Origin of the sequence: Cyanobium sp. Tous-M-B4 (assembly GCF_024345395.1) — a bacterium.
Taxonomy (GTDB): Bacteria; Cyanobacteriota; Cyanobacteriia; order PCC-6307; family Cyanobiaceae; genus Cyanobium_A.
Map to the genome: position 1 here is coordinate 84,806 of NZ_JAGQBA010000007.1, position 19,309 is coordinate 104,114.

Annotated in this window: 31 protein-coding genes and 1 tRNA gene; 27 read left to right on the forward strand and 5 right to left on the reverse strand. The window is 62.6% G+C overall.

All coding sequences use genetic code 11. From position 1 onward, the window contains the following. Position 1: 1 nt before the first annotated feature. On the forward strand, positions 2 to 376 hold the full coding sequence (locus KBY73_RS13615; RefSeq protein ID WP_254937620.1) for a hypothetical protein: 375 nt from the start codon (positions 2 to 4) through the stop codon (positions 374 to 376). Between the two features lies 1 nt (position 377). Here KBY73_RS13615 and KBY73_RS13620 read toward each other — a convergent pair whose 3' ends face one another. The 5 genes from KBY73_RS13620 to KBY73_RS13640 all read right to left on the reverse strand — a co-directional run bounded on the left by KBY73_RS13620 (position 378) and on the right by KBY73_RS13640 (position 4,516). Continuing rightward, entirely contained in the window at positions 378 to 1,166 is a 789-nt protein-coding gene (locus KBY73_RS13620) for an HAD family hydrolase (RefSeq protein ID WP_254937621.1), read from the reverse strand. 9 nt (positions 1,167 to 1,175) lie between these two features. Next, positions 1,176 to 1,247 (reverse strand) — tRNA-Gln (locus KBY73_RS13625). Positions 1,248 to 1,369: 122 nt separating this feature from the next. Further along, positions 1,370 to 3,013 carry an AAA family ATPase gene (locus KBY73_RS13630; RefSeq protein ID WP_254937674.1) on the reverse strand — a complete coding sequence of 548 codons (1,644 nt, stop codon included), beginning with the start codon at positions 3,011 to 3,013 and terminating at the stop codon, positions 1,370 to 1,372. A gap of 32 nt (positions 3,014 to 3,045) precedes the next feature. Beyond that, complete coding sequence (locus tag KBY73_RS13635) at positions 3,046 to 4,077, reverse strand: LdpA C-terminal domain-containing domain (protein ID WP_254937622.1); 1,032 nt, start codon at positions 4,075 to 4,077, stop codon at positions 3,046 to 3,048. Next, positions 4,055 to 4,516 carry an NAD(P)H-quinone oxidoreductase subunit N gene (locus KBY73_RS13640; protein WP_254937623.1) on the reverse strand — a complete coding sequence of 154 codons (462 nt, stop codon included), beginning with the start codon at positions 4,514 to 4,516 and terminating at the stop codon, positions 4,055 to 4,057. The genes KBY73_RS13635 and KBY73_RS13640 overlap by 23 nt, the downstream gene beginning before the upstream one ends. A 454-nt stretch (positions 4,517 to 4,970) precedes the next feature. Between KBY73_RS13640 and rplC the strand changes: the two genes are divergently transcribed. The 26 genes from rplC to truA all read left to right on the forward strand — a co-directional run bounded on the left by rplC (position 4,971) and on the right by truA (position 19,201). After that, complete coding sequence (gene rplC, locus KBY73_RS13645; protein WP_106632380.1) at positions 4,971 to 5,618, forward strand: 50S ribosomal protein L3; 648 nt, start codon at positions 4,971 to 4,973, stop codon at positions 5,616 to 5,618. Positions 5,619 to 5,629: 11 nt separating this feature from the next. Next, positions 5,630 to 6,265 carry a 50S ribosomal protein L4 gene (gene rplD, locus KBY73_RS13650; protein WP_106632381.1) on the forward strand — a complete coding sequence of 212 codons (636 nt, stop codon included), beginning with the start codon at positions 5,630 to 5,632 and terminating at the stop codon, positions 6,263 to 6,265. Further along, positions 6,258 to 6,560: a 50S ribosomal protein L23 gene (locus KBY73_RS13655; RefSeq protein ID WP_094560045.1), complete on the forward strand. Its 303-nt coding sequence runs from the start codon at positions 6,258 to 6,260 to the stop codon at positions 6,558 to 6,560. The genes rplD and KBY73_RS13655 overlap by 8 nt, the downstream gene beginning before the upstream one ends. A gap of 15 nt (positions 6,561 to 6,575) precedes the next feature. Continuing rightward, entirely contained in the window at positions 6,576 to 7,439 is an 864-nt protein-coding gene (gene rplB, locus KBY73_RS13660) for a 50S ribosomal protein L2 (protein WP_254937624.1), read from the forward strand. A gap of 35 nt (positions 7,440 to 7,474) precedes the next feature. Further along, entirely contained in the window at positions 7,475 to 7,750 is a 276-nt protein-coding gene (rpsS, locus tag KBY73_RS13665) for a 30S ribosomal protein S19 (RefSeq protein WP_106632383.1), read from the forward strand. Positions 7,751 to 7,754: 4 nt separating this feature from the next. Next, positions 7,755 to 8,108, forward strand: a complete 354-nt coding sequence (gene rplV, locus KBY73_RS13670; protein ID WP_106632384.1) for a 50S ribosomal protein L22 — start codon at positions 7,755 to 7,757, stop codon at positions 8,106 to 8,108. 19 nt (positions 8,109 to 8,127) lie between these two features. Then, positions 8,128 to 8,856, forward strand: a complete 729-nt coding sequence (rpsC, locus tag KBY73_RS13675; protein WP_106632385.1) for a 30S ribosomal protein S3 — start codon at positions 8,128 to 8,130, stop codon at positions 8,854 to 8,856. A gap of 16 nt (positions 8,857 to 8,872) precedes the next feature. Then, entirely contained in the window at positions 8,873 to 9,316 is a 444-nt protein-coding gene (gene rplP / locus KBY73_RS13680; RefSeq protein ID WP_254937625.1) for a 50S ribosomal protein L16, read from the forward strand. A gap of 3 nt (positions 9,317 to 9,319) precedes the next feature. Further along, positions 9,320 to 9,544 (forward strand): 50S ribosomal protein L29, encoded by a 225-nt coding sequence (gene rpmC, locus KBY73_RS13685; protein ID WP_254937626.1) that lies wholly within the window; start codon positions 9,320 to 9,322, stop codon positions 9,542 to 9,544. A 16-nt stretch (positions 9,545 to 9,560) separates the two neighbouring features. Continuing rightward, positions 9,561 to 9,812: a 30S ribosomal protein S17 gene (gene rpsQ / locus KBY73_RS13690; protein ID WP_094560052.1), complete on the forward strand. Its 252-nt coding sequence runs from the start codon at positions 9,561 to 9,563 to the stop codon at positions 9,810 to 9,812. 12 nt (positions 9,813 to 9,824) lie between these two features. Beyond that, a complete protein-coding gene (gene rplN, locus KBY73_RS13695) occupies positions 9,825 to 10,190 on the forward strand; it encodes a 50S ribosomal protein L14 (RefSeq protein WP_106632388.1) in 366 nt (121 codons plus the stop codon). A gap of 1 nt (position 10,191) precedes the next feature. After that, positions 10,192 to 10,548 carry a 50S ribosomal protein L24 gene (rplX, locus tag KBY73_RS13700; RefSeq protein ID WP_254937627.1) on the forward strand — a complete coding sequence of 119 codons (357 nt, stop codon included), beginning with the start codon at positions 10,192 to 10,194 and terminating at the stop codon, positions 10,546 to 10,548. A 107-nt stretch (positions 10,549 to 10,655) separates the two neighbouring features. After that, entirely contained in the window at positions 10,656 to 11,195 is a 540-nt protein-coding gene (gene rplE, locus KBY73_RS13705; RefSeq protein WP_254937628.1) for a 50S ribosomal protein L5, read from the forward strand. Positions 11,196 to 11,214: 19 nt separating this feature from the next. Then, on the forward strand, positions 11,215 to 11,616 hold the full coding sequence (rpsH, locus tag KBY73_RS13710) for a 30S ribosomal protein S8 (RefSeq protein WP_254937629.1): 402 nt from the start codon (positions 11,215 to 11,217) through the stop codon (positions 11,614 to 11,616). 17 nt (positions 11,617 to 11,633) lie between these two features. Further along, entirely contained in the window at positions 11,634 to 12,173 is a 540-nt protein-coding gene (gene rplF / locus KBY73_RS13715; protein ID WP_254937630.1) for a 50S ribosomal protein L6, read from the forward strand. A gap of 32 nt (positions 12,174 to 12,205) precedes the next feature. Further along, entirely contained in the window at positions 12,206 to 12,571 is a 366-nt protein-coding gene (rplR, locus tag KBY73_RS13720; RefSeq protein WP_254937631.1) for a 50S ribosomal protein L18, read from the forward strand. Positions 12,572 to 12,585: 14 nt separating this feature from the next. Continuing rightward, complete coding sequence (gene rpsE / locus KBY73_RS13725) at positions 12,586 to 13,239, forward strand: 30S ribosomal protein S5 (RefSeq protein WP_254937632.1); 654 nt, start codon at positions 12,586 to 12,588, stop codon at positions 13,237 to 13,239. A gap of 9 nt (positions 13,240 to 13,248) precedes the next feature. Further along, entirely contained in the window at positions 13,249 to 13,698 is a 450-nt protein-coding gene (gene rplO / locus KBY73_RS13730) for a 50S ribosomal protein L15 (protein WP_254937633.1), read from the forward strand. A 102-nt stretch (positions 13,699 to 13,800) separates the two neighbouring features. Continuing rightward, the gene (secY, locus tag KBY73_RS13735) at positions 13,801 to 15,120 is read left to right on the forward strand and encodes a preprotein translocase subunit SecY (protein ID WP_254937634.1); all 1,320 of its coding nucleotides are present in this window, start codon (positions 13,801 to 13,803) and stop codon (positions 15,118 to 15,120) included. Positions 15,121 to 15,181: 61 nt separating this feature from the next. Then, positions 15,182 to 15,742, forward strand: a complete 561-nt coding sequence (locus tag KBY73_RS13740) for an adenylate kinase (RefSeq protein WP_254937635.1) — start codon at positions 15,182 to 15,184, stop codon at positions 15,740 to 15,742. Between the two features lie 65 nt (positions 15,743 to 15,807). Then, positions 15,808 to 15,921, forward strand: a complete 114-nt coding sequence (gene rpmJ, locus KBY73_RS13745) for a 50S ribosomal protein L36 (RefSeq protein WP_048018126.1) — start codon at positions 15,808 to 15,810, stop codon at positions 15,919 to 15,921. A gap of 91 nt (positions 15,922 to 16,012) precedes the next feature. Further along, positions 16,013 to 16,378 (forward strand): 30S ribosomal protein S13, encoded by a 366-nt coding sequence (gene rpsM, locus KBY73_RS13750; RefSeq protein WP_106632398.1) that lies wholly within the window; start codon positions 16,013 to 16,015, stop codon positions 16,376 to 16,378. A 117-nt stretch (positions 16,379 to 16,495) separates the two neighbouring features. Next, positions 16,496 to 16,888, forward strand: coding sequence for a 30S ribosomal protein S11 (rpsK, locus tag KBY73_RS13755; protein WP_010311626.1), 393 nt, complete (start codon positions 16,496 to 16,498; stop codon positions 16,886 to 16,888). 56 nt (positions 16,889 to 16,944) lie between these two features. Continuing rightward, positions 16,945 to 17,883 carry a DNA-directed RNA polymerase subunit alpha gene (locus KBY73_RS13760; RefSeq protein WP_254937636.1) on the forward strand — a complete coding sequence of 313 codons (939 nt, stop codon included), beginning with the start codon at positions 16,945 to 16,947 and terminating at the stop codon, positions 17,881 to 17,883. Positions 17,884 to 17,927: 44 nt separating this feature from the next. Beyond that, positions 17,928 to 18,278, forward strand: a complete 351-nt coding sequence (gene rplQ, locus KBY73_RS13765; protein WP_106632400.1) for a 50S ribosomal protein L17 — start codon at positions 17,928 to 17,930, stop codon at positions 18,276 to 18,278. 80 nt (positions 18,279 to 18,358) lie between these two features. After that, entirely contained in the window at positions 18,359 to 19,201 is an 843-nt protein-coding gene (truA, locus tag KBY73_RS13770) for a tRNA pseudouridine(38-40) synthase TruA (RefSeq protein WP_396097169.1), read from the forward strand. Positions 19,202 to 19,309: the final 108 nt, after the last annotated feature.

Below are 19,309 nucleotides of genomic sequence, written 5' to 3' on the forward strand. Positions count from 1 at the left end.
CTTGTCGCGCTCGGCTGCTGCCCGGCTATCGGCAGTCGAACTATTAGCGGAAGAGGCAGTAGCTGAAGAATTAGTAGCTGACGAGGTGGTCGCAGCAGAAGAGGCAGAAGCCGAAGCAGAGCTGGCTGAGGCGCGGGAAGCAGGGGGCACGGAAGAGCTGGAGGAGGAGTTAGGGGTAGCGGGCATAACAGCAATCAAATGCGAAGGAACAGGCCGCAAAGACGCAAAGCAGGGCGGGGAGCGAGCCGTAAATCGGCATGACCCGCAGGCACGATCTCCAGGCAAACCCGAAGACGGCCATCTTGCGACCTCTAAGCAGCAAGTGCCCCTAAAGCGGGCCGGCGTATCAATTGCTTATAGTACGAGCGTACTCTAGCTCACTGAGGCCATTGCGCCAGGGGGGCAGCAAATAGCTCCGGCGTCAGCCAGGCGATGTCAGCCGGCAAAGCCTCAGCGTCCTGGGGACCCAAGTACCCCCAACTCACCAAAAAACAACGGACCGATGCCAAGCGGGAATCGGTTCGCACCGTTGCCAGCGTGGGGCGTCTGTCTTCGACAAACCAGAGCGGGCGCCCCTGATCCAGCAGCTGGTGCAGCACCTCGGGCTTGCTGCCGTGCTCGTGGCCATAAAGGGCGGAAGGCTCTAGAGCCGCAGCCGCCAACAGCCTGGCCGCAAAAGCGGCGCCCTTGGTGGTAAGCACCACCCAGTCGGCCCCTTCCTGCCCCAAGCGCTGTAATCGCTCCTTCACCCCCGGGTAAAGCCTGTGGCGGGAAAGCCAGGCAGCAGGCGCTTCGGCGATGGCGGCATTGCGGACCTGCTCAAGCTGGCGCTGCAGCCGCTCCGGCCGCCACCCCCAACGAGACAGAGCGGCAGGTAAGGCCCCGTCGTAATCGGCCAGCAACCCCTCCAGATTGAGCTCCGGACGTCCCAGCTCCGCTGCCATCAGCACCATCTCCCAACCCTTGTGAATCAGGGGCCGCAAGCTGATGAAACCTGCCGGTGCCTGCTCGGGGAGCACCAGCTCTGGAGCCAGCTGCAGCGCCGCCGCCCGGGCCGACCACCAGTATTCCGGCATGCCATCCATCAACACCCCGTCGAAATCAAAAACGATCAGGGGGCCAGATCTAGCCAAAAAGCCAGTCGCGGCAGCGGGAGCGAAAGACATGGTTCAAAACTGGGTCGCTAGGATTCGAACCTAGGAATGGCGGTACCAAAAACCGCTGCCTTACCGCTTGGCGACGACCCAATGGGGCTCTGAAAGAGCTTGAACCAAACCTAACGGATTGGCTCTACCGGAATTTCCGGCACCCAGATAGTTACCCATAGCGCCCGGTCCTTCGTCAACCGCCGCCGCCGCCTGCTCCTTGCTCAGACAGGAAATAGCCGCAGTCGCTGCTCCACACCGCGACCAAACACAGCGGTGCGCAGCCGATAGCGATCAGCTAATTCCGCCTGCATCAGCCGCACCCTCTCGCTGCGGGGCAACAGCTCTACGGGCTGGCCGTGGGGCAACACAACCTGTTCAACCGCCAGCCGGCATTCCTCCAGCCCGGCGAGTGCGTCATCGGCCTCGGCGCTGCAGGCAGCCACCGCGACTGGATCCTTTTGCACCTGGCCCTCTCGATGACGCTGGAGCAGCCGCTCTAGGGCGCGCTGCAGCTGGGGCGGGGCCGCCGACTTCAGGACCAAAATCGGCAGGCCCAGCTCCTGAGCCTGACGGCGCACATGGGGATCACGGCCGAGATGTTGGCGCAGGCTGAGTACCGCGTCAGCCAGCTCGACACTGCCCACCAGCTCCACGGGCAACTGACGGGCCCGCACCACCTGCTCCAGCGGCCCCAGGCTGAGCCCCGCTCCATACACCCGCAACATTGCTGCAGCGGCTTCAACCGCTGGTCGCTCTGACGCCGCGTCAGCTTCCTCCAAATCGGGCAAGGGTGCGGCAGCCAGCCGTGGTCGCCCATGGGGCCGCGGCGCCACTGCCTCCCTGGCAGCTAGGGCAGGCCCCGACTCCTGTTGCCGCTGCAGCTGCCCATCAGCGTCGAGTTCCCGGATCTCAGGGCGCCCAACCTGGCCCCGCAGCAGCATGTCCACCGTGCGGGCCACATCCCTGTGCACATGCCAACGATGGCGGCTGTGCATCTCCACCGCCATGGCGAAAGTAGGCTCGGCAGCCCTCTCCAACACGGTTTTCTGCGTGCGACGGCGACGGGCCTCCTCATCGCCGAGCGTCACCGCCTGAATGCCACCCACCAAATCGGAGAGGGTGGGGTTTTTGATCAAGTTTTCAATGGCATTGCCATGGGCCGTGGCCACGAGCATCACGCCACGCTCGGCAATGGTGCGCGCCGCCTGGGCTTCCAGCTCGGTGCCGATCTCGTCAATAACGATTACCTCGGGCATGTGGTTTTCCACGGCCTCGATCATCACTTGGTGCTGAAGCTCCGGCCGGGCTACCTGCATGCGCCGGGCGCCGCCAATGGCGGGATGGGGAATGTCGCCATCCCCGGCGATTTCATTGCTGGTGTCAATCACCACCACCCTCTTGCCCAGGTCATCGGCCAACACCCGGGCGATCTCGCGCAGGGCGGTGGTCTTGCCCACACCAGGGCGCCCCATCAACAGCAGCGACTCGCCAGCATCGAGCAGGTCGCGCACCATGGCCACTGTGCCGAACACTGCTCTGCCCACCCGGCAGGTGAGTCCCACGATCGTGCCGGTGCGGTTGCGGATCGCACTGATGCGATGCAGGGTGCGCTCAATGCCGGCACGGTTGTCGCCGCCGAAGCTGCCTAGTCTCTCCACCACTGCAGCCAGGTCGGCGCGCTCCAGGGGCTGATTGCCCAAGGCGCTTACCTGGCCCGGGTAGCGGGCCTCGGGCACCCGGCCCAGATCGAGCACAACCTCCAGCAACTGCTCACGCGACTCGGCAGTCGCCAGAGCCGCCTGCACCACCTCAGGCAGCAGGGCCAGCAGGCGATCGAGGTCGTCGGTGACGCGCTGGGGGCCGATCAAAGCAGGGCTGGACACCGAATCGCAAGGCACTACGTACGTTCTAGCCAGGGATTAACAAGCTCCCGAGCCAGCCCCAGGGCAAGGGGGAAAAGCTCGGCATCGGCAAGCAAAGAGCGTCCCCGCCCCTGGGCCTCAAGTAGCAGGGGCTGCAACAGCCGGCGAGCCACGCCACCAAAGGCGACGCCAGCGATTCGACGCTGCAAGGGATAGGTGGTCAACTGCGGCAGCGTGTGGGCGTTGGTGCCCCCAGCCAGCTGCACGGGGCCGGGGGGAGCCTGGGGGAGCACGGCCGCAACCAACTTGACGGCGGCACGGGCCGTTCCCGCCCCCACATCACCACTCATCGGCCGGCCGTCTAGCTGCCAAAGGGGACGAAAGCCGGCGCCGCGCAACAAAGTGAAGCGCTGCCATAGATCCGCCACCAGCGCAGCGGGCGACTGGGCTGTGCCCTCAAGACCCGCACTCACCGCCAGCCGCTGCAGCTGCACGCCACTGGCCCTCAGCTGGTCAACCCGCTCTGCAAAGGCCACGCCGCGACCCGGGTGAGTGTGCAGTTCCACCGCATCAGGGCGCAACTGAGCCAGCAGAGGGGGCACATCGGCTCCTGCCAGCACATGACTCCGCTCCTCAATCAGTCCGTAGGGGCAGGCAGGTAGGCAGCGGCCACAGCCGTAGCAGCGCTCCGCCAACACCCCTGGAGCACCAGTAGCGGCAAGCCCGATGGCCAAGGCAGGACAAACCCGCTCACAGGGGCGGGGGCAGGCCGGCGGGCAGCAAGCGGGGTCGAACCAAGCCTTACGGAAATGGGGATCGTCGCCATCGCTGAGGCTCAACATCAACCAGGGGCGGCTGGCTCCACGGGCTTCGGCCCAATCAATCCCGCGACGGATCGCGGCCACCACAGCCGCATCTACCGCTCCATCTATGCAGTGCACCCCAGCCAGAGAAAAAATGCCGCAGAGGTCTTCGATCGCAGCCAGATCCTGGTTGCTAGCCCCGCAGATCAACTTGACCCAGCGACCTGAGGCGAGAGCCTCCTCAGGCGTCAAGCAGCTGCTCAAGGGGCTGCCAGCGCAGTTCCCGGGAACCGCCCATCTCCACAACAAGCTTGAGGCGGGGCTCACGCTGGCAGAGGGCAATCAGGGAGCCCAGTTCAGCTTGAGATAGAACCTGACCCTCCAACAACCACAGCAGAATCGGCTGCGCGCCCTCGAGCAAAGCCCCCAATTGAGGCATCACTCGCTGCACCTCGCCCACGGCTGCGCCCCTGCCCACGCTCTGGTGACCCAGATGGGGCGGACGCACACCGTGCAACTGCAAAAGAAAGGCCTCAGGATCACCAAGCCCCCGCGCCGAGGTGAGCTGGGCGCGATAACCAACAGCCCGCATCCGTCGCATCAAGCGAGTCTCTGCGCCACCCTCAAGGGGTGCAAATAGGGCCAGAGCACCAGCGCGCTCAAGGTCTTGGCGGAAACCGCGACCGGAGAGCAACAGGGGCATTACGGGAAATTGCTAGCTAGACACCACTTTGACAGCCCAGGACGGGTTAGGTGGTGGGTTATGTTCATCAACTGTGCCATTGATATGTGCCCGACCGCTAGCCGGGCCTCCAGATCACGGCACACGATCACCAGTGGTGGTGATCGTCCTCGGCCAGCACGGTCCCAGCAGCTTTAAAAGGTTGCAGGTCACGTCGGGAAACTGCCAGAACGCACTGCTCTCACGTCTGTTGAGTCCAGTCCGGTTCCGATAAGTCCCAGCCGCGCTGATCCGAATCAGATCAGCCTCGCTAGCCCTTGGAAATCGCAATCCGCTGATGGAAGCCCGTGCTTCCGCGGCGAAGAGCGGCCCCTCGGCCGAGCCAGGCAAGATCCTGACCGCTTCAGTTTCACCGTCGTGCATGAGCCCCTTGCTCACTGCACTCGGTGGTCCAGCTGGCGTTGTTTCCCCTCCTATGTCTATCGGCATTCTTGGGAAGAAATTGGGCATGTCCCAGTTCTTCAACGACGAGGGCAAGTCCATCCCGGTCACCTTGATCGAGGCGGGTCCTTGCCGCATCACCCAACTCAAAAGCACCAGCACCGACGGCTACAACGCTGTTCAGCTTGGTTTTGGCGACATTCGCGAAAAGCTCGTGAACAAGCCGGCCAAGGGGCACTTAGCCAAGTCTGGTGATGAGGTCCTGCGCCACCTGAAGGAATATCGGGTCGACAGCGTGGATGGCCTTGAGCTGGGTGGCTCCATCTCCGTGACGGCCTTTGAGCCTGGTCAAAAGGTTGATGTGAGCGGCGACACCATGGGCCGTGGCTTTTCCGGCCTCCAAAAGCGCCACGGCTTCAGCCGGGGGCCCATGACCCACGGTTCCAAGAACCACCGAGAGCCTGGCTCGATCGGCGCCGGCACTACGCCGGGCCGCGTCTACCCCGGCAAGCGCATGGCGGGCCGCTACGGCGGCAAACAAATCACCACCCGCGGCCTCGTCATCCTCAAAGTGGATGTAGAGCGCAACTTGCTGGTAGTGAAGGGTTCGGTGCCCGGCAAGCCTGGCGCCCTGCTCAACATCCGCCCGGCGAACCGGGTGGGCGCGAAAGCCGGGAACTGAGGAGAAAACCAATGGCTAATTGTGTAATTCGCGACTGGCAAGGCAAGGAGGCCGGCAAGGCTGCCCTTGAACTCAAAGTCGCTAAGGAATCGTCTGCCACGGACTTGGTGCATCGCGCCGTGGTGCGTCAGCTGGCCAACGCCCGTCAGGGCACAGCCAGCACGCTTACACGCGCTGAAGTAGCTGGTGGCGGCCGCAAGCCCTACAAGCAAAAGGGCACAGGTCGGGCCCGCCAAGGCTCGATTCGGACCCCCCTCCGCCCCGGCGGTGGTGTGGTGTTTGGTCCCAAGCCCCGCAGCTACACCCTGGCGATGAACCGCAAGGAGCGGCGCCTGGCCCTGCGCACCGCGTTGATGAGTCGCATCAACGACATCACCGTGGTCAAGGGCTTTGGCGTTGGGCTCGATACCCCCAAAACCAAGGAAATCACCGCCGGCCTCGGCCGGCTTGGTATCGAAGCCGGCACCAAGGTGCTGGTGGTGCTCGACGGAGCCTCCGAGGCCGTGCGCCGCTCGGTGCGCAACCTCGAGAAGGTCAAGCTGATCGCTGCGGATCAGCTCAATGTGTTTGATTTGCTCCACGCCAACAAGTTGGTGGTGAGCGAGGAAGCACTCGCGAAGATTCAGGAGGTCTACGGCGATGGCTGAACGTTTTTCGAGCCGGCTTGCGGATGTGATCCGTCGGCCGCTGATCACCGAGAAGGCCACCCGGGCCCTCGAGCAGAACCAGTACACCTTTGAGGTGGACCATCGGGCTGCAAAACCCGACATCAAGGCTGCCGTTGAACAGCTGTTCGACGTCAAAGTCATCGGCATCAGCACCATGAATCCCCCTCGCCGCTCCAGGCGGGTGGGCCGCTTCGCCGGCAAACGTGCCCAAGTGAAGAAAGCAGTGGTGCGCCTCGCCGAAGGCAATGCCATCCAGCTGTTCCCTGAGTCCTGAGGGGTCTGAAAAGAAATGGCTATCCGTAAATACCGACCCATCACCCCCGGCACCCGTACCCGTGTCGCCAGCGACTTCTCCGAAGTAACTGGCCGCGAACGGGAGCGAGGCCTGGTGGTCGCCAAACACCGCCGCAAAGGCCGCAACAACCGCGGCGTGATCACCTGCCGCCACCGCGGCGGTGGTCACAAGCGCCTCTACCGCATCGTCGACTTCCGCCGCGACAAGCTAGGAGTCGTCGCCAAAGTTGCGGCCATCCACTACGACCCGCACCGCAACGCCCGCCTAGCCCTGCTCTTCTACGCCGATGGCGAGAAGCGCTACATCCTTGCTCCGGCTGGCATTGAGATCGGACAGCAGGTGATCTCCGGACCCGAGTCGCCGATTGAAACGGGGAATGCCCTGCCTCTATCTGCCATCCCCCTCGGCTCCAGCGTCCACAACGTTGAGCTCTATGCCGGTCGGGGCGGCCAGATGGTCCGCACTGCTGGTGCCAGTGCCCAGGTGGTTGCCAAAGAGGGCGACTACGTAGCCCTCAAGCTGCCTTCAACCGAAGTACGCCTTGTGCGCCGCGAGTGCTACGCCACCCTCGGTGAAGTTGGCAACTCCGAAGTCCGCAATACCAGCCTGGGCAAGGCTGGTCGCAAGCGCTGGCTTGGTCGCCGGCCTGAAGTGCGTGGTTCGGTGATGAACCCCTGCGACCACCCTCACGGTGGTGGTGAGGGCCGCGCCCCGATCGGACGTTCCGGTCCGGTCACCCCCTGGGGCAAACCTGCCCTTGGCTACAAAACCCGTAAGCGGAACAAACCCAGCAATCGGTTTGTGCTCCGGAAACGTCGCCGTACCTCCAAACGGAGCCGTGGCGGACGCGATTCCTGATGATCAACACCGCTTTGCTGTTCGCTTAATCCACCATGGGACGTTCGCTCAAAAAAGGACCGTTTGTTGCCGACAGCCTGCTCCGCAAGGTTGAAAAGCAAAACGGCGCAGATGACAAGTCCGTGATCAAAACCTGGTCTCGTGCTTCCACCATCCTGCCGATGATGATCGGCCACACCATTGCTGTTCACAACGGCAAATCCCATGTTCCCGTCTACGTGACGGAGCAGATGGTGGGCCACAAACTCGGGGAATTTGCCCCCACCCGCACCTTCCGGGGCCACATCAAGGATAAGAAAGGAGGCCGCTGACGCTATGGCAAACACACCTTCCAACCAGGCTCTCGCCCACGGCCGCTTCATCCGCGGTTCCGTATCCAAGGTGCGACGAGTTCTCGACCAGATCCGTGGCCGCAGCTATCGCGAGGCCCTGATCATGCTCGAGTTCATGCCTTACCGCTCCACCGGCCCCATCACCAAGGTGTTGCGCTCGGCTGTCGCTAACGCCGAAAACAATCTCGGCCTAGACCCCTCGACATTGGTGATCGCTTCAGCGATCGCCGACATGGGTCCCTGCCTGAAGCGCTTCCGCCCCCGCGCCCAGGGTCGTGCCTACGCGATCAAAAAACAAACCTGCCACATCAGCATTGCTGTGGCTCCTTCCACCTAACCCCCGAGGACACCGAAAGATGGGACACAAGATCCATCCAACCGGCCTGCGCCTGGGGATTACCCAGGATCACCGCTCGCGTTGGTACGCCCCCAGCAAGACCTATCCAATCCTGCTTCAAGAAGACGACCGCATTCGCAAGTTCGTCCACAAGAAGTACGGAGCCGCAGGCATCAGCGACGTGCTGATTGCTCGCAAGGCCGATCAACTGGAAGTTGAACTCAAGACCGCCCGCCCCGGCGTGCTCGTTGGCCGTCAGGGCAGCGGCATTGAGGAGCTGCGTACTGGCATTCAGAAAACTCTCGGTGATGCCAACCGTCAGGTTCGCATCAACGTGGTGGAGGTAGAGCGAGTCGATGCCGACTCGTTCTTGCTGGCCGAATACATCGCTCAGCAACTGGAAAAGCGCGTTGCCTTCCGCCGCGTCATCCGCATGGCCGTGCAACGGGCCCAGCGGGCTGGCGTGCTCGGCCTGAAAATCATGGTGGCCGGCCGCCTCAATGGCGCCGAGATCGCCCGGACCGAATGGACCCGGGAAGGTCGCGTGCCCCTGCACACCCTGCGTGCCGACATCGACTACGCAACCAAGCTGGCCAGCACCACCTACGGAGTGCTGGGCATCAAGGTGTGGATTTTCAAAGGCGAGGTGCTGCCTGGCCAGAAAGAGCAGCTGCCCGTGGGTGCTGCGCCCCGCCGCCGGACCAGCCGGCAGCCGCAACAGTTTGAAGACCGCTCTAACAAAGAGTGATCCGGAGCCCTGAATCATGCTGAGTCCAAGACGCGTCAAATTCCGCAAACAACAGCGAGGCCGCATGCGCGGTGTCGCTACCCGGGGCAACACGATTGCCTTCGGAGAGTTTGCACTGCAGGCCCAGGAATGTGGCTGGATCACCTCCCGCCAGATTGAAGCCAGCCGCCGAGCCATGACCCGCCACGTCAAACGCGGCGGCAAAATCTGGATCCGGATCTTCCCTGACAAACCAGTCACGATGCGCGCCGCCGAAACCCGTATGGGTTCCGGTAAGGGCAACCCGGAATTCTGGGTGGCCGTTATCAAACCGGGGCGCATTCTGTTTGAAATGGGTGGTGCTGAAATCACCCCCGAGATCGCCAAGGAAGCCATGCGCCTGGCGCAGTTCAAGCTTCCCCTCAAGACCAAATTCCTGAGCCTGGCGGATCAGGAAAATGCAGCCCCAGTGGAGGCCTGACCGATGGCAAAACCCAACATCGCCGAGGTGCGCAAGCTCACCGGTGAACAGATCAACGAACAGGTCAACGCCACCCGGCGTGAACTGTTTGAGTTGCGCTTCCAGCAAGCCACCCGCCGGCTGGAAAATACTCACCGCTTCAAGCAGGCTCGCATCAAGCTGGCCCACCTGATGACGGTGCAGCAGGAGCAGCAACGCTCCGCCGCCACGGCTGCTTCAGCCTCCTGATACCCCCTCGATCCCCATGGCACTCAAGGAAAGGGTCGGCACCGTCGTCAGCGACAAGATGGACAAAACGGTGGTGGTGGCGGTGGAAAACCGCTTCCCCCATCCCATCTATCAAAAGACGGTCAGCCGCACCACCCGTTACAAAGCCCACGATGAAGCGAACAGCTGCAAAGTGGGTGACCGGGTTCGCATCACCGAGACCCGCCCGCTCAGTCGCACCAAGCGCTGGACCGTGGCCGAAGTTCTCACCAACAGCACCGCCGGTTGAGGAGAACTCCTAATGATCCAACAAGAAACCTATTTAAACGTCGCTGATAACAGCGGCGCCAAGCGCATCCAATGCATCCGGGTGCTCGGCACCAACCGTCGCTACGCCCACGTTGGCGACGTGATCGTGGCAGCCGTCAAAGATGCCATGCCCAATATGGGCGTGAAAAAATCGGATGTGGTCAAGGCCGTAGTGGTGCGCACCAAAGCCACCCTGCGCCGTGACACCGGCAATTCAATCCGGTTTGACGACAACGCAGCCGTGATCTTGGGTAACGACAACAACCCCAAGGGAACCCGAGTCTTCGGCCCGGTTGCCCGTGAACTGCGCGAGCGCAACTTCACCAAGATCGTTTCCCTCGCCCCGGAGGTCATCTGAAATGGCGACCGCAACTCCCAAGGCAAAACCCGCTGAGCGCATCAAGATGCGCCTCAAAAAGGGTGACACCGTCCAGCTGATCTCCGGCAAGGACAAGGGCAAAACCGGAGAGGTGCTACGCACCCTTCCCTATGAAAATCGTGTCGTAGTGCAAGGAGTAAACCTGCGCACCCGCCACGTCAAGCCAACCCAGGAAGGCGAGAGTGGCCGCATCGTCACCGAGGAAGCCTCTGTGCATGCCTCGAATGTGATGCTCTACTCCAGCTCAAAACAGGTGGCAAGCCGCGTCGAAATCGTGGTGGAGAAAGACGGCACTAAAAAGCGTCGCCTCAAGAAGACAGGAGAAATCCTCGATTGAGCTCCAGAAGCGTGCCTTGCGATCGCTCGCACAGGCCCCGCCAACTTCAACTCCAGTCCCTGTCAGCCTTCTGACCCAGACCAGAAGCGCACCCCCCTCTCCCCGTCATGTCACTGAAAAAGCGCTACCGGGAGTCGATTCAGCCCATACTCCTCAAGGACCTGAATCTCTCCAATATTCACGAAGTTCCCAAGGTGGTGAAAGTCACCATCAACAGGGGCCTCGGTGAAGCCGCCCAGAATGCCAAAGCCCTCGAGGCCTCAATCACCGAACTGGCTACAATCACTGGCCAAAAAGTGGTGGTGACTCGAGCCAAAAAGGCAATCGCTGGCTTCAAAATTCGCCAGGGGATGCCAATCGGTGTCGCCGTCACCCTGCGTGGTGAGCGGATGTATGCCTTCCTGGAGCGCCTGATCAATCTTGCTCTGCCCCGCATCCGCGACTTCCGCGGTGTGAGCCCCAAGAGCTTTGACGGCCGGGGGAATTACACCCTGGGGATCCGCGAACAAATCATTTTCCCTGAGATCTCCTTCGACAAAATCGATGCGATCCGGGGGATGGACGTCACGATTGTGACCAACGCCCGTAACGACGAAGAGGGCAGGGCCCTCCTCCGCGAGATGGGAATGCCGTTCCGCAGCAACTGAGCCCTCTTCGGACCCGACCATGGCCAATCACGACCCAATTTCAGACATGCTCACCCGCATTCGCAATGCGAGTGAGAAGCGCCACGAGACCACCAAGATTCCTGCATCCCGACTGGTGCGTAACGTCGCCAATGTGCTGCAGCAGGAAGGCTTCATTGCCGCAATCACCGAAGAAGGTGAAGGCGTCATGAAGCACTTGGTGCTTGAGCTCAAGTACAGCGGCAAGCATCGCCAGCCCACGATTCGCTCTGTACAGCGAGTCAGCAAGCCAGGCCTGCGCATCTACAAGAACAATCGCCAGCTGCCCAAAGTTTTGGGCGGCCTGGGAGTTGCCATCATCTCTACGTCGAAAGGGGTGATGAGCGACCGCGATGCCCGTAAGCAGGGCGTCGGTGGCGAAGTGCTTTGCTACGTCTACTGAATCTGGGAGATTGATCCATGTCTCGTATTGGTAAAGCGCCGATTCCCCTCCCCGACAAGGTGAGTGTCAGCCTCAATGGCTTGGCAGTCACCGTGAAGGGGCCTAAGGGCGAACTCAGCCGCACCCTGCCCGAAGGGGTGCAGATCTCCCAGGACGGCAACACCCTGGTGGTGAGCCCCAGCAGCGAAACCCGTCGCTCCCGCGAGCGCCACGGTCTCTGCCGCACGCTTGTCGCCAACATGGTGGAAGGCGTCAGCCAGGGATACACCCGCAAGCTGGAAATCATTGGCGTGGGCTACCGCGCCGCCGTCCAAGGCACAAAGCTTGTGGTCTCAGCTGGCTACAGCCACCAAGTGGAGATGGTGCCCCCCGAGGGCGTCACCTTCGCCGTAGAGGGAAACACCACCGTGTTTGTCTCAGGTGCCAACAAGGAATTGGTGGGCAACGAAGCTGCCAAGGTGCGTGCCATTCGTCCACCTGAGCCTTACAAGGGCAAGGGCATCAAGTACGAGGGTGAGCGCATCCTGCGCAAGGCCGGTAAGACCGGTAAGAAATGAGGTCTGCCTGAGCGTCGTTACCCTGTATCGCAATGTCATCCATCTCCCGCAAACAGCAGACCCAGAAGCGTCACCGCCGCCTGCGTCGTCAGCTCACTGGCACGTCCTCCCGCCCCCGGTTGGCCGTGTTCCGCTCCAACAACCACATCTACGCCCAAGTCATCGACGACGACGCCCAGAACACCCTCTGTGCGGCTTCGACCCTCGACAAGGACCTGCGCACCAACCTCGACGCCAGCTCTACCTGTGATGCCTCCGTGGCGGTAGGCGAGCTGGTAGCCAAACGGGCGCTCGCCCAGGGCATCCAGCAGGTGGTCTTCGATCGAGGCGGCAACCTGTACCACGGCCGGGTCAAGGCCCTGGCTGACGCCGCCCGGGAAGCGGGCCTTCAGTTCTGATCCCTGCTCTCACCATGACCGAAACCAACGATCAAGTTCAGTCCAACGACATCCCGGCCGCGTCGGATGTACCTGCTGCTGCCGAAGGCCAGCAGGATCGCCGCGGTGGTCGGGCTGAAGGCCGAGGCGGCGATAGCCGTCGCGGTGGCGGCCGCGGGCGCGACAACCGTCGCGGCCAGGAGCGCGACTCCGAATGGCAGGAGCGGGTGGTGCAAATCCGCCGCGTCTCCAAGACCGTTAAAGGCGGCAAGAAGATGAGCTTCCGGGCCATCGTTGTCGTTGGCAACGAGAAGGGCCAAGTAGGTGTGGGCGTCGGCAAGGCCGGCGACGTGATCGGCGCAGTCCGCAAGGGCGTAGCCGATGGCAAGAAGCACCTGGTCAAGGTGCCCCTAACCCGTCACAGTTCCATCCCCACCCTCAGCAACGGCCGCGACGGTGCCGCCAGCGTGCTGATCCGCCCGGCAGCGCCCGGAACCGGGGTGATTGCGGGCGGCTCGATCCGCACGGTGCTTGAACTGGCCGGCATCAAAAATGTGCTGGCCAAGCGCCTCGGATCCAAGACCCCCCTCAACAATGCCCGCGCTGCGATGGAGGCTTTGGCCGGCCTTCGCACCCACAAGGAGACCGCCAAGGAGCGGGGCATCTCCCTTGAGCAGATCTACTCCTAAGGCCTCGCCATGACGTTAAATCTCCAGTCCCTAAAACCCAACGCTGGCGCCCGGCGCCGCAAGCTCCGCAAGGGTCGCGGCATTGCGGCAGGCCAGGGCGCCAGCTGCGGTTTCGGCATGCGCGGCCAGAAGTCCCGCTCGGGTCGTCCGACCCGTCCTGGCTTCGAAGGTGGCCAAATGCCTCTCTACCGCCGCATCCCCAAGCTCAAGCACTTTGAGCTGGTCAACCAAAAGGAGTTCACGATCATCAACGTGGCCAAGCTCGCCGACTGCAAAGCCGGCAGCACTATCAGCCTCGATTCCCTGGTGAAGGAAGGTCTCGTGACCAGCCCCAAGCATCCCCTCAAGGTGCTTGGCAACGGTGAACTCTCCGTCAAGCTCACCGTGCAGGCCGCCGCATTTACTGCCAGCGCCCGCACCAAGATCGAAGCTGCCGGTGGCAGCTGCGAAGTCATCTGATCGCCTTGCGGGCCTCCGCCCTAAGGTCTGAGCCGTCCAGTCGAGCCCCGGGCACGCCACGGGTCTTGATGGGCGGTTTTTTCATGTCCATCACACGCCGCCATGCTTGTTAGCCGGGGTCGCAACCCAAGTGCCGGGGAAATCCTCAGCCAACTGATCCAGTCGAAGGGACTACGCGACCGGGTGCTAACCACCCTCGGCCTGCTGCTGCTGGTCCGGCTGGGCATCTACATCCCGATGCCAGGCATCGACCGGGTGGCCTTTCAGCAGTTCCTCTCCCAGGGCGGTCAGCTGATCGGGTTCCTGGACATCTTCACTGGGGGCGGCCTATCCACCCTCGGCGTTTTTGCTCTGGGCATCCTGCCTTTCATCAACGCCTCGATCATCATTCAGCTGCTGACCGCAGCCCTGCCCCAACTGGAGGACCTCCAGAAGAATGAGGGCGAGGCCGGTCGGCGCAAGATCGCCCAGATCACCCGCTACGTGGCTCTGGGCTGGGGCATCCTGCAGAGCCTGGTCTTTGCCCTGATCCTGCGGCAATACGCCACAGAGGGCCTATCGGAGCCGGTGTTTGTAATCCAGACGGCCCTCGCCCTGGTGACCGGCTCCATGGTGGTGATGTGGATCAGCGAGGTAATCACCGAGCGGGGCATCGGTCAAGGCGCCTCGCTCGTGATCTTCGTCAACATCGTGGCCACCCTGCCCAAGGCCCTGGGATCAACGATCGAGCTGGCCCAAAGCGGTGACCGCAGCACAGTTGGCGGAATCGTAGTCCTGGTGCTGGTTTTCCTGTTGACGATCGTGGGGATCATCTTTGTACAGGAAGGCAACCGCCGCATCCCAATTGTGAGCGCCAAGCGCCAAGTGGGCGGGGCAGGGGTGCTTGCAGCACGTCAGAGCTACCTGCCGCTGAAGCTCAACGCCGGCGGCGTGATGCCGATCATTTTTGCCTCGGCAGTGGTGTTTCTGCCGCTCACCATTGCCAACCTGACCCGCAACCCTTGGCTGATCAAGTTGGCGGGATACCTCAACCCCAACAGCAGCACCCCCTGGCTGTACGCCTTGGTGTTCTTCGGCCTGATCTGCGGCTTCGGCTTCTTCTACGCCTCACTCACCGTGAACCCGGTGGACATCGCCACCAACCTCAAACGCAGTGGGGTTGCGATCCCTGGCGTGCGGCCCGGCTCTGCCACTGCCAGCTATCTGAGCGGCGTGCAAAACCGACTTACCCTGCTCGGCGGCCTGTTCCTCGGCGCCGTTGCGATCATCCCCTCAGCAGTGGAAGGGGCCACCCAGGTGCGCACCTTCCAGGGGCTCGGGGCCACCTCCCTACTGATTCTTGTGGGCGTTGCGATCGACACAGCCAAACAGGTGCAGACCTACGTGATCTCCCAGCGCTACGAGGGCATGGTGCGGCAGTGACCACCAGCCCCTTGCCTGCGGGCCTCGCAGCCACCCCTTCCTCCAACTCGAAAGTTCAGCGATGAAGCAACGTCTCCTCTTCCTTGGCCCCCCCGGCGCTGGTAAGGGCACCCAAGCCCAGCAACTGGCCGCCGATCGCCAGCTGCTGCACCTCTCTACGGGAGACCTGCTGAGGGCTGAGGTAGCTGCTGGCAGCGATCTGGGCAAGGAAGCCGAGGCGGTGATGGCCCGTGGTGAGCTTGTGAGCGATGCGCTGGTGCTGGCGATCGTGCGTGGCCGACTGGAGGCGCTGGCCGCCAGCGGTGGCGGCGGCTGGTTATTGGATGGCTTCCCCCGCAACCTCGCTCAAGCAGAGGCTCTGGGGCTGTTGCTCGATGAGCTGCAGCAACCGATCGAGCTGGTGGTGCTGATGGAGCTCGACGACGCCGTCTTGATCCAAAGGCTCCTGAGCCGTGGGCGCTCTGACGACAACGAAAGCGTGATTCGCCACCGACTAGACGTCTATCGGGAACAGACCGCACCCCTGATTCACCACTATCAGCAGCTTGACTTGCTCCAATCCATTGAGGCCAATGGCAGCGTCGATGCGATCGCCGAACGGATCGCCGCCCTGCTCGGCTGAATCACTGAAGGGTGTTGACCCGTGTGGTAGGTTGTCGGTTTGCAAATTAGGAGAGCACAACTCCCATGAAGGTGCGTGCCTCGGTCAAGAGAATGTGCGACAAATGCCGGGTGATTCGTCGCCACGGCCGGGTGATGGTGATCTGCACCAACCCCAAGCACAAACAGCGCCAAGGCTGACCAGCCCTAGCCCGCCCCCTTGGGGGCCAGCTGTGCATCATTTCCCCGCTCCGCTCAGGCGGAGCCCCTTGCCCCCTCATCGAATTCCTACGTGGCTCGGATTGCCGGCGTTGATATCCCACGCGAAAAGCGCGTTGAGATTGCCCTCACCTACGTGTATGGCATCGGTCTTACCCGTGCCCAGAAGATTCTGGCCAAATCCGGTGTCAGCCCAGACATCCGGGTAAAAGACCTCAGCGACGCCGACGTACAGAAGTTGCGCGGTGCTGCAGAAACCTTCACCCTCGAAGGCGACCTGCGCCGTCAAGAGGGCATGGCCCTCAAGCGCCTCCAAGACATCGGCTGCGTACGCGGTCGCCGCCATCGCATGGGTCTGCCCGTGCGTGGCCAGCGCACACGCACCAATGCGCGCACCCGGCGTGGTGCTCGCAAAACCGTGGCCGGCAAGAAGAAGTAAGGCCTCCCCTTCCTTCACCTGCTCCCACCCTGCCGCCAACTGCGTAAGCGACCGGCGTCACCAGGGTGCCCCCCGACGTTCCCCTGATCACCTCCTGCACCAGCAGGCCTTTCCGCCATGGCAAAGCCAGCCAAAAAATCCGGCGCCAAGAAAACGAAGCGCAACGTCCCCAACGGCGTTGCCCACATTCAGAGCACCTTCAACAACACGATCGTGTCGATCACTGACACGGCCGGAGAGGTCATCTCCTGGAGTTCGGCCGGGGCCAGCGGCTTCAAAGGAGCCCGTAAGGGCACGCCCTTTGCCGCCCAAACCGCAGCTGAAGCCGCCGCCCGTCGGGCCCTCGAGCAGGGCATGCGCCAGATCGAAGTCCTGGTAAGGGGTCCTGGTTCAGGCCGCGAAACCGCAATCCGAGCCCTACAGGTGGCCGGCCTTGAAATCACCCTGATCCGCGACGTGACTCCCCTTCCCCACAACGGTTGCCGTCGCTCCAAGCGCCGTCGCGTCTGAGTCGTCGTTTCGTTCCTGCCCCCTGGGCTTTCTCCAACCTTTCGACCCTTCAGACCGTGTTGCATTACCAAATCGATCGCATTGAGCATCAGGTCGCGGAAGACCGATCCCAGACCGGCACCTTCCTGATCGGCCCGCTCGATCGCGGCCAGGCCACCACGCTTGGCAATGCCCTGCGACGCGTCCTGATCGGCAGCCTCGAAGGCAGTGCCATCACCGCCGTACGCATTTCCGGAGTCAACCACGAGTACGCCACCGTGCCCGGGGTTCGTGAAGACGTGCTCGACATTCTGCTCAACTGCAAGCAAATCTCCGTTAGCAGCCGCAACCGCGAGCTGGAGATCGGCCGCCTAGTGGTGAATGGACCCGCGACGGTTACCGCCGCGGATCTGCAGTTCTCCTCCCAGGTGCAGGTAATCGATGCAGATCGCCTGATCGCCACCGTGGCTGAAGGCCACAGCCTCGAAATGGAGGTACACGTGGAGCGTGGTGTTGGCTATCGCCCTGTCAATCGCCACAGCGAAGACACCAGCGCCATCGACCTGCTTCAGATCGATGCTGTGTTCAAGCCCGTGCGCCGGGTCAACTACACGGTGGATGAAACCGCCGTTGGCGAAGGTGGATCCGCTCGCGAAAGACTGCGCCTGGAGATAGAAACCAATGGCAGCGTCACACCAGACGACGCCATGGCCCAATCAGCCAACCAGCTGATCGGTCTGTTCCAGCCCCTGGCCAGCTTGACCATGGTGGAAGAGCCCGGCCTAGAGCCCGAGCCCTCCGCCGAGGCCCAAATACCCCTCGAAGAACTCAACCTCTCCGTGCGGGCCTACAACTGCCTGAAGCGCGCCCAGGTCAACTCCGTGTCCGACCTGATGGGCTTCAGCTACGAAGATCTGCTGGAGATCAAAAACTTCGGCTCCAAGTCAGCCGACGAGGTGATCGAAGCGCTGGAGCGCATCGGCATCACCCTGCCCCAGAGCCGCACTAGCGCCTGATCGGCGGCCCCTTTACCGACAGCCTTCTCACCTGAGTCAGCCCTATGAGACACCAGTGCCGAGTCCCCATGTTGGGACGCCCCGCCGACCAACGCAAAGCCATGCTGCGGGGTCTCACCACCCAGCTGATCCGCGAAGGTCGAGTTACCACGACCAAAGCCCGTGCCAAAGCGTTGCGCGATGAAGCTGAGCGCATGATCAGCCTGGCCAAGGACGGCAGCCTGTCTGCCCGTCGCCGCGCCATTGGCTACATCTATGACAAGCAGTTGGTTCATGCCCTGTTTGACAAAGCCCAAGACCGCTATGGCGAGCGCCAAGGTGGCTACACCCGCATCATCCGCACCGTTCCCCGCCGCGGCGACAACGCCGAGATGGCCATCATCGAACTGGTCTAAACCTCTCCCCGTCTGGAGAGATCCCAAACTGCCGCGGTGGCGTAAGCCCACCGCGGTTTTTTAATGGCTGCATGGTGCCCGTGCTGACTCCCGCCCCCGCCCTGCGCCGCATCGCTCTTTGCCTGCAATACGACGGCTCCGCGTACTGCGGCTGGCAGCGGCAACGCAATGCCCACAGCGTGCAGCAGACCCTGGAGCAAGCGATAGCTGGGCTTGACCCCCAGGGACCCAACCGCACCATGGCTGCTGGCCGCACCGATACGGGCGTGCATGCTGCTGCCCAGGTGGCACACTTCGAAGCTGCTGGGCCAATTCCGCCGGAGCGCTGGGCCAAGGCCCTCAATGGTCGGCTACCGGCCACGATTCGCATCCGGGCGGCTGTAGAGGTTGAACCCAGCTGGCACGCCCGCTTTAGCGCTAGCTACCGGCGGTATCGCTACACGATCTACAACGCCCGCACCCCCAACCTGTTCCTGGCCCCCTGGAGCTGGCACCGCTATCAGCGCCGGCTAGATGAACAAGCCATGGGCCAGGTCCTGGAGGCCATGCTGGGCGAACACGACTTTTCTGCCTTTCAACGAGCGGGCAGCAGCCGCGCCCACGGCCGAACCACCCTTCAGGAGGTGCGTTTGGAGCGCCAGGGTGACCTGATCAGCGTCGAGTTGCAAGCCAGCGGTTTTCTGTACGGCATGGTGCGTCTGGTGCTGAGCCAACTCGTGGCGGTTGGCGAGGGGCGGCTCAGCGGCGCCGACTTCGAGCGCCGCTGGCGCGAGTGCCAGCGCGTTGAAGTGAAAGAGGCAGCACCACCTCAGGGCCTCTGCCTGCTGCGGGTGGGGTACCCCAAACCAGTATTCCCTCAAGCAGCCTGGTATGATTGCCAACCGCGGTATCAGCTCGAGATTTCCGATTCTCCGGATCTCTAACCTGGTTTAGCCCAGCCTTTCGTCAGTTCAGCGCAGCTACCTCCTGGGGGCGCGCCGGCCAGGCGGTAAGGTCACTGAATCCGGGCGTTGGGTTTCCAACGACCAGCT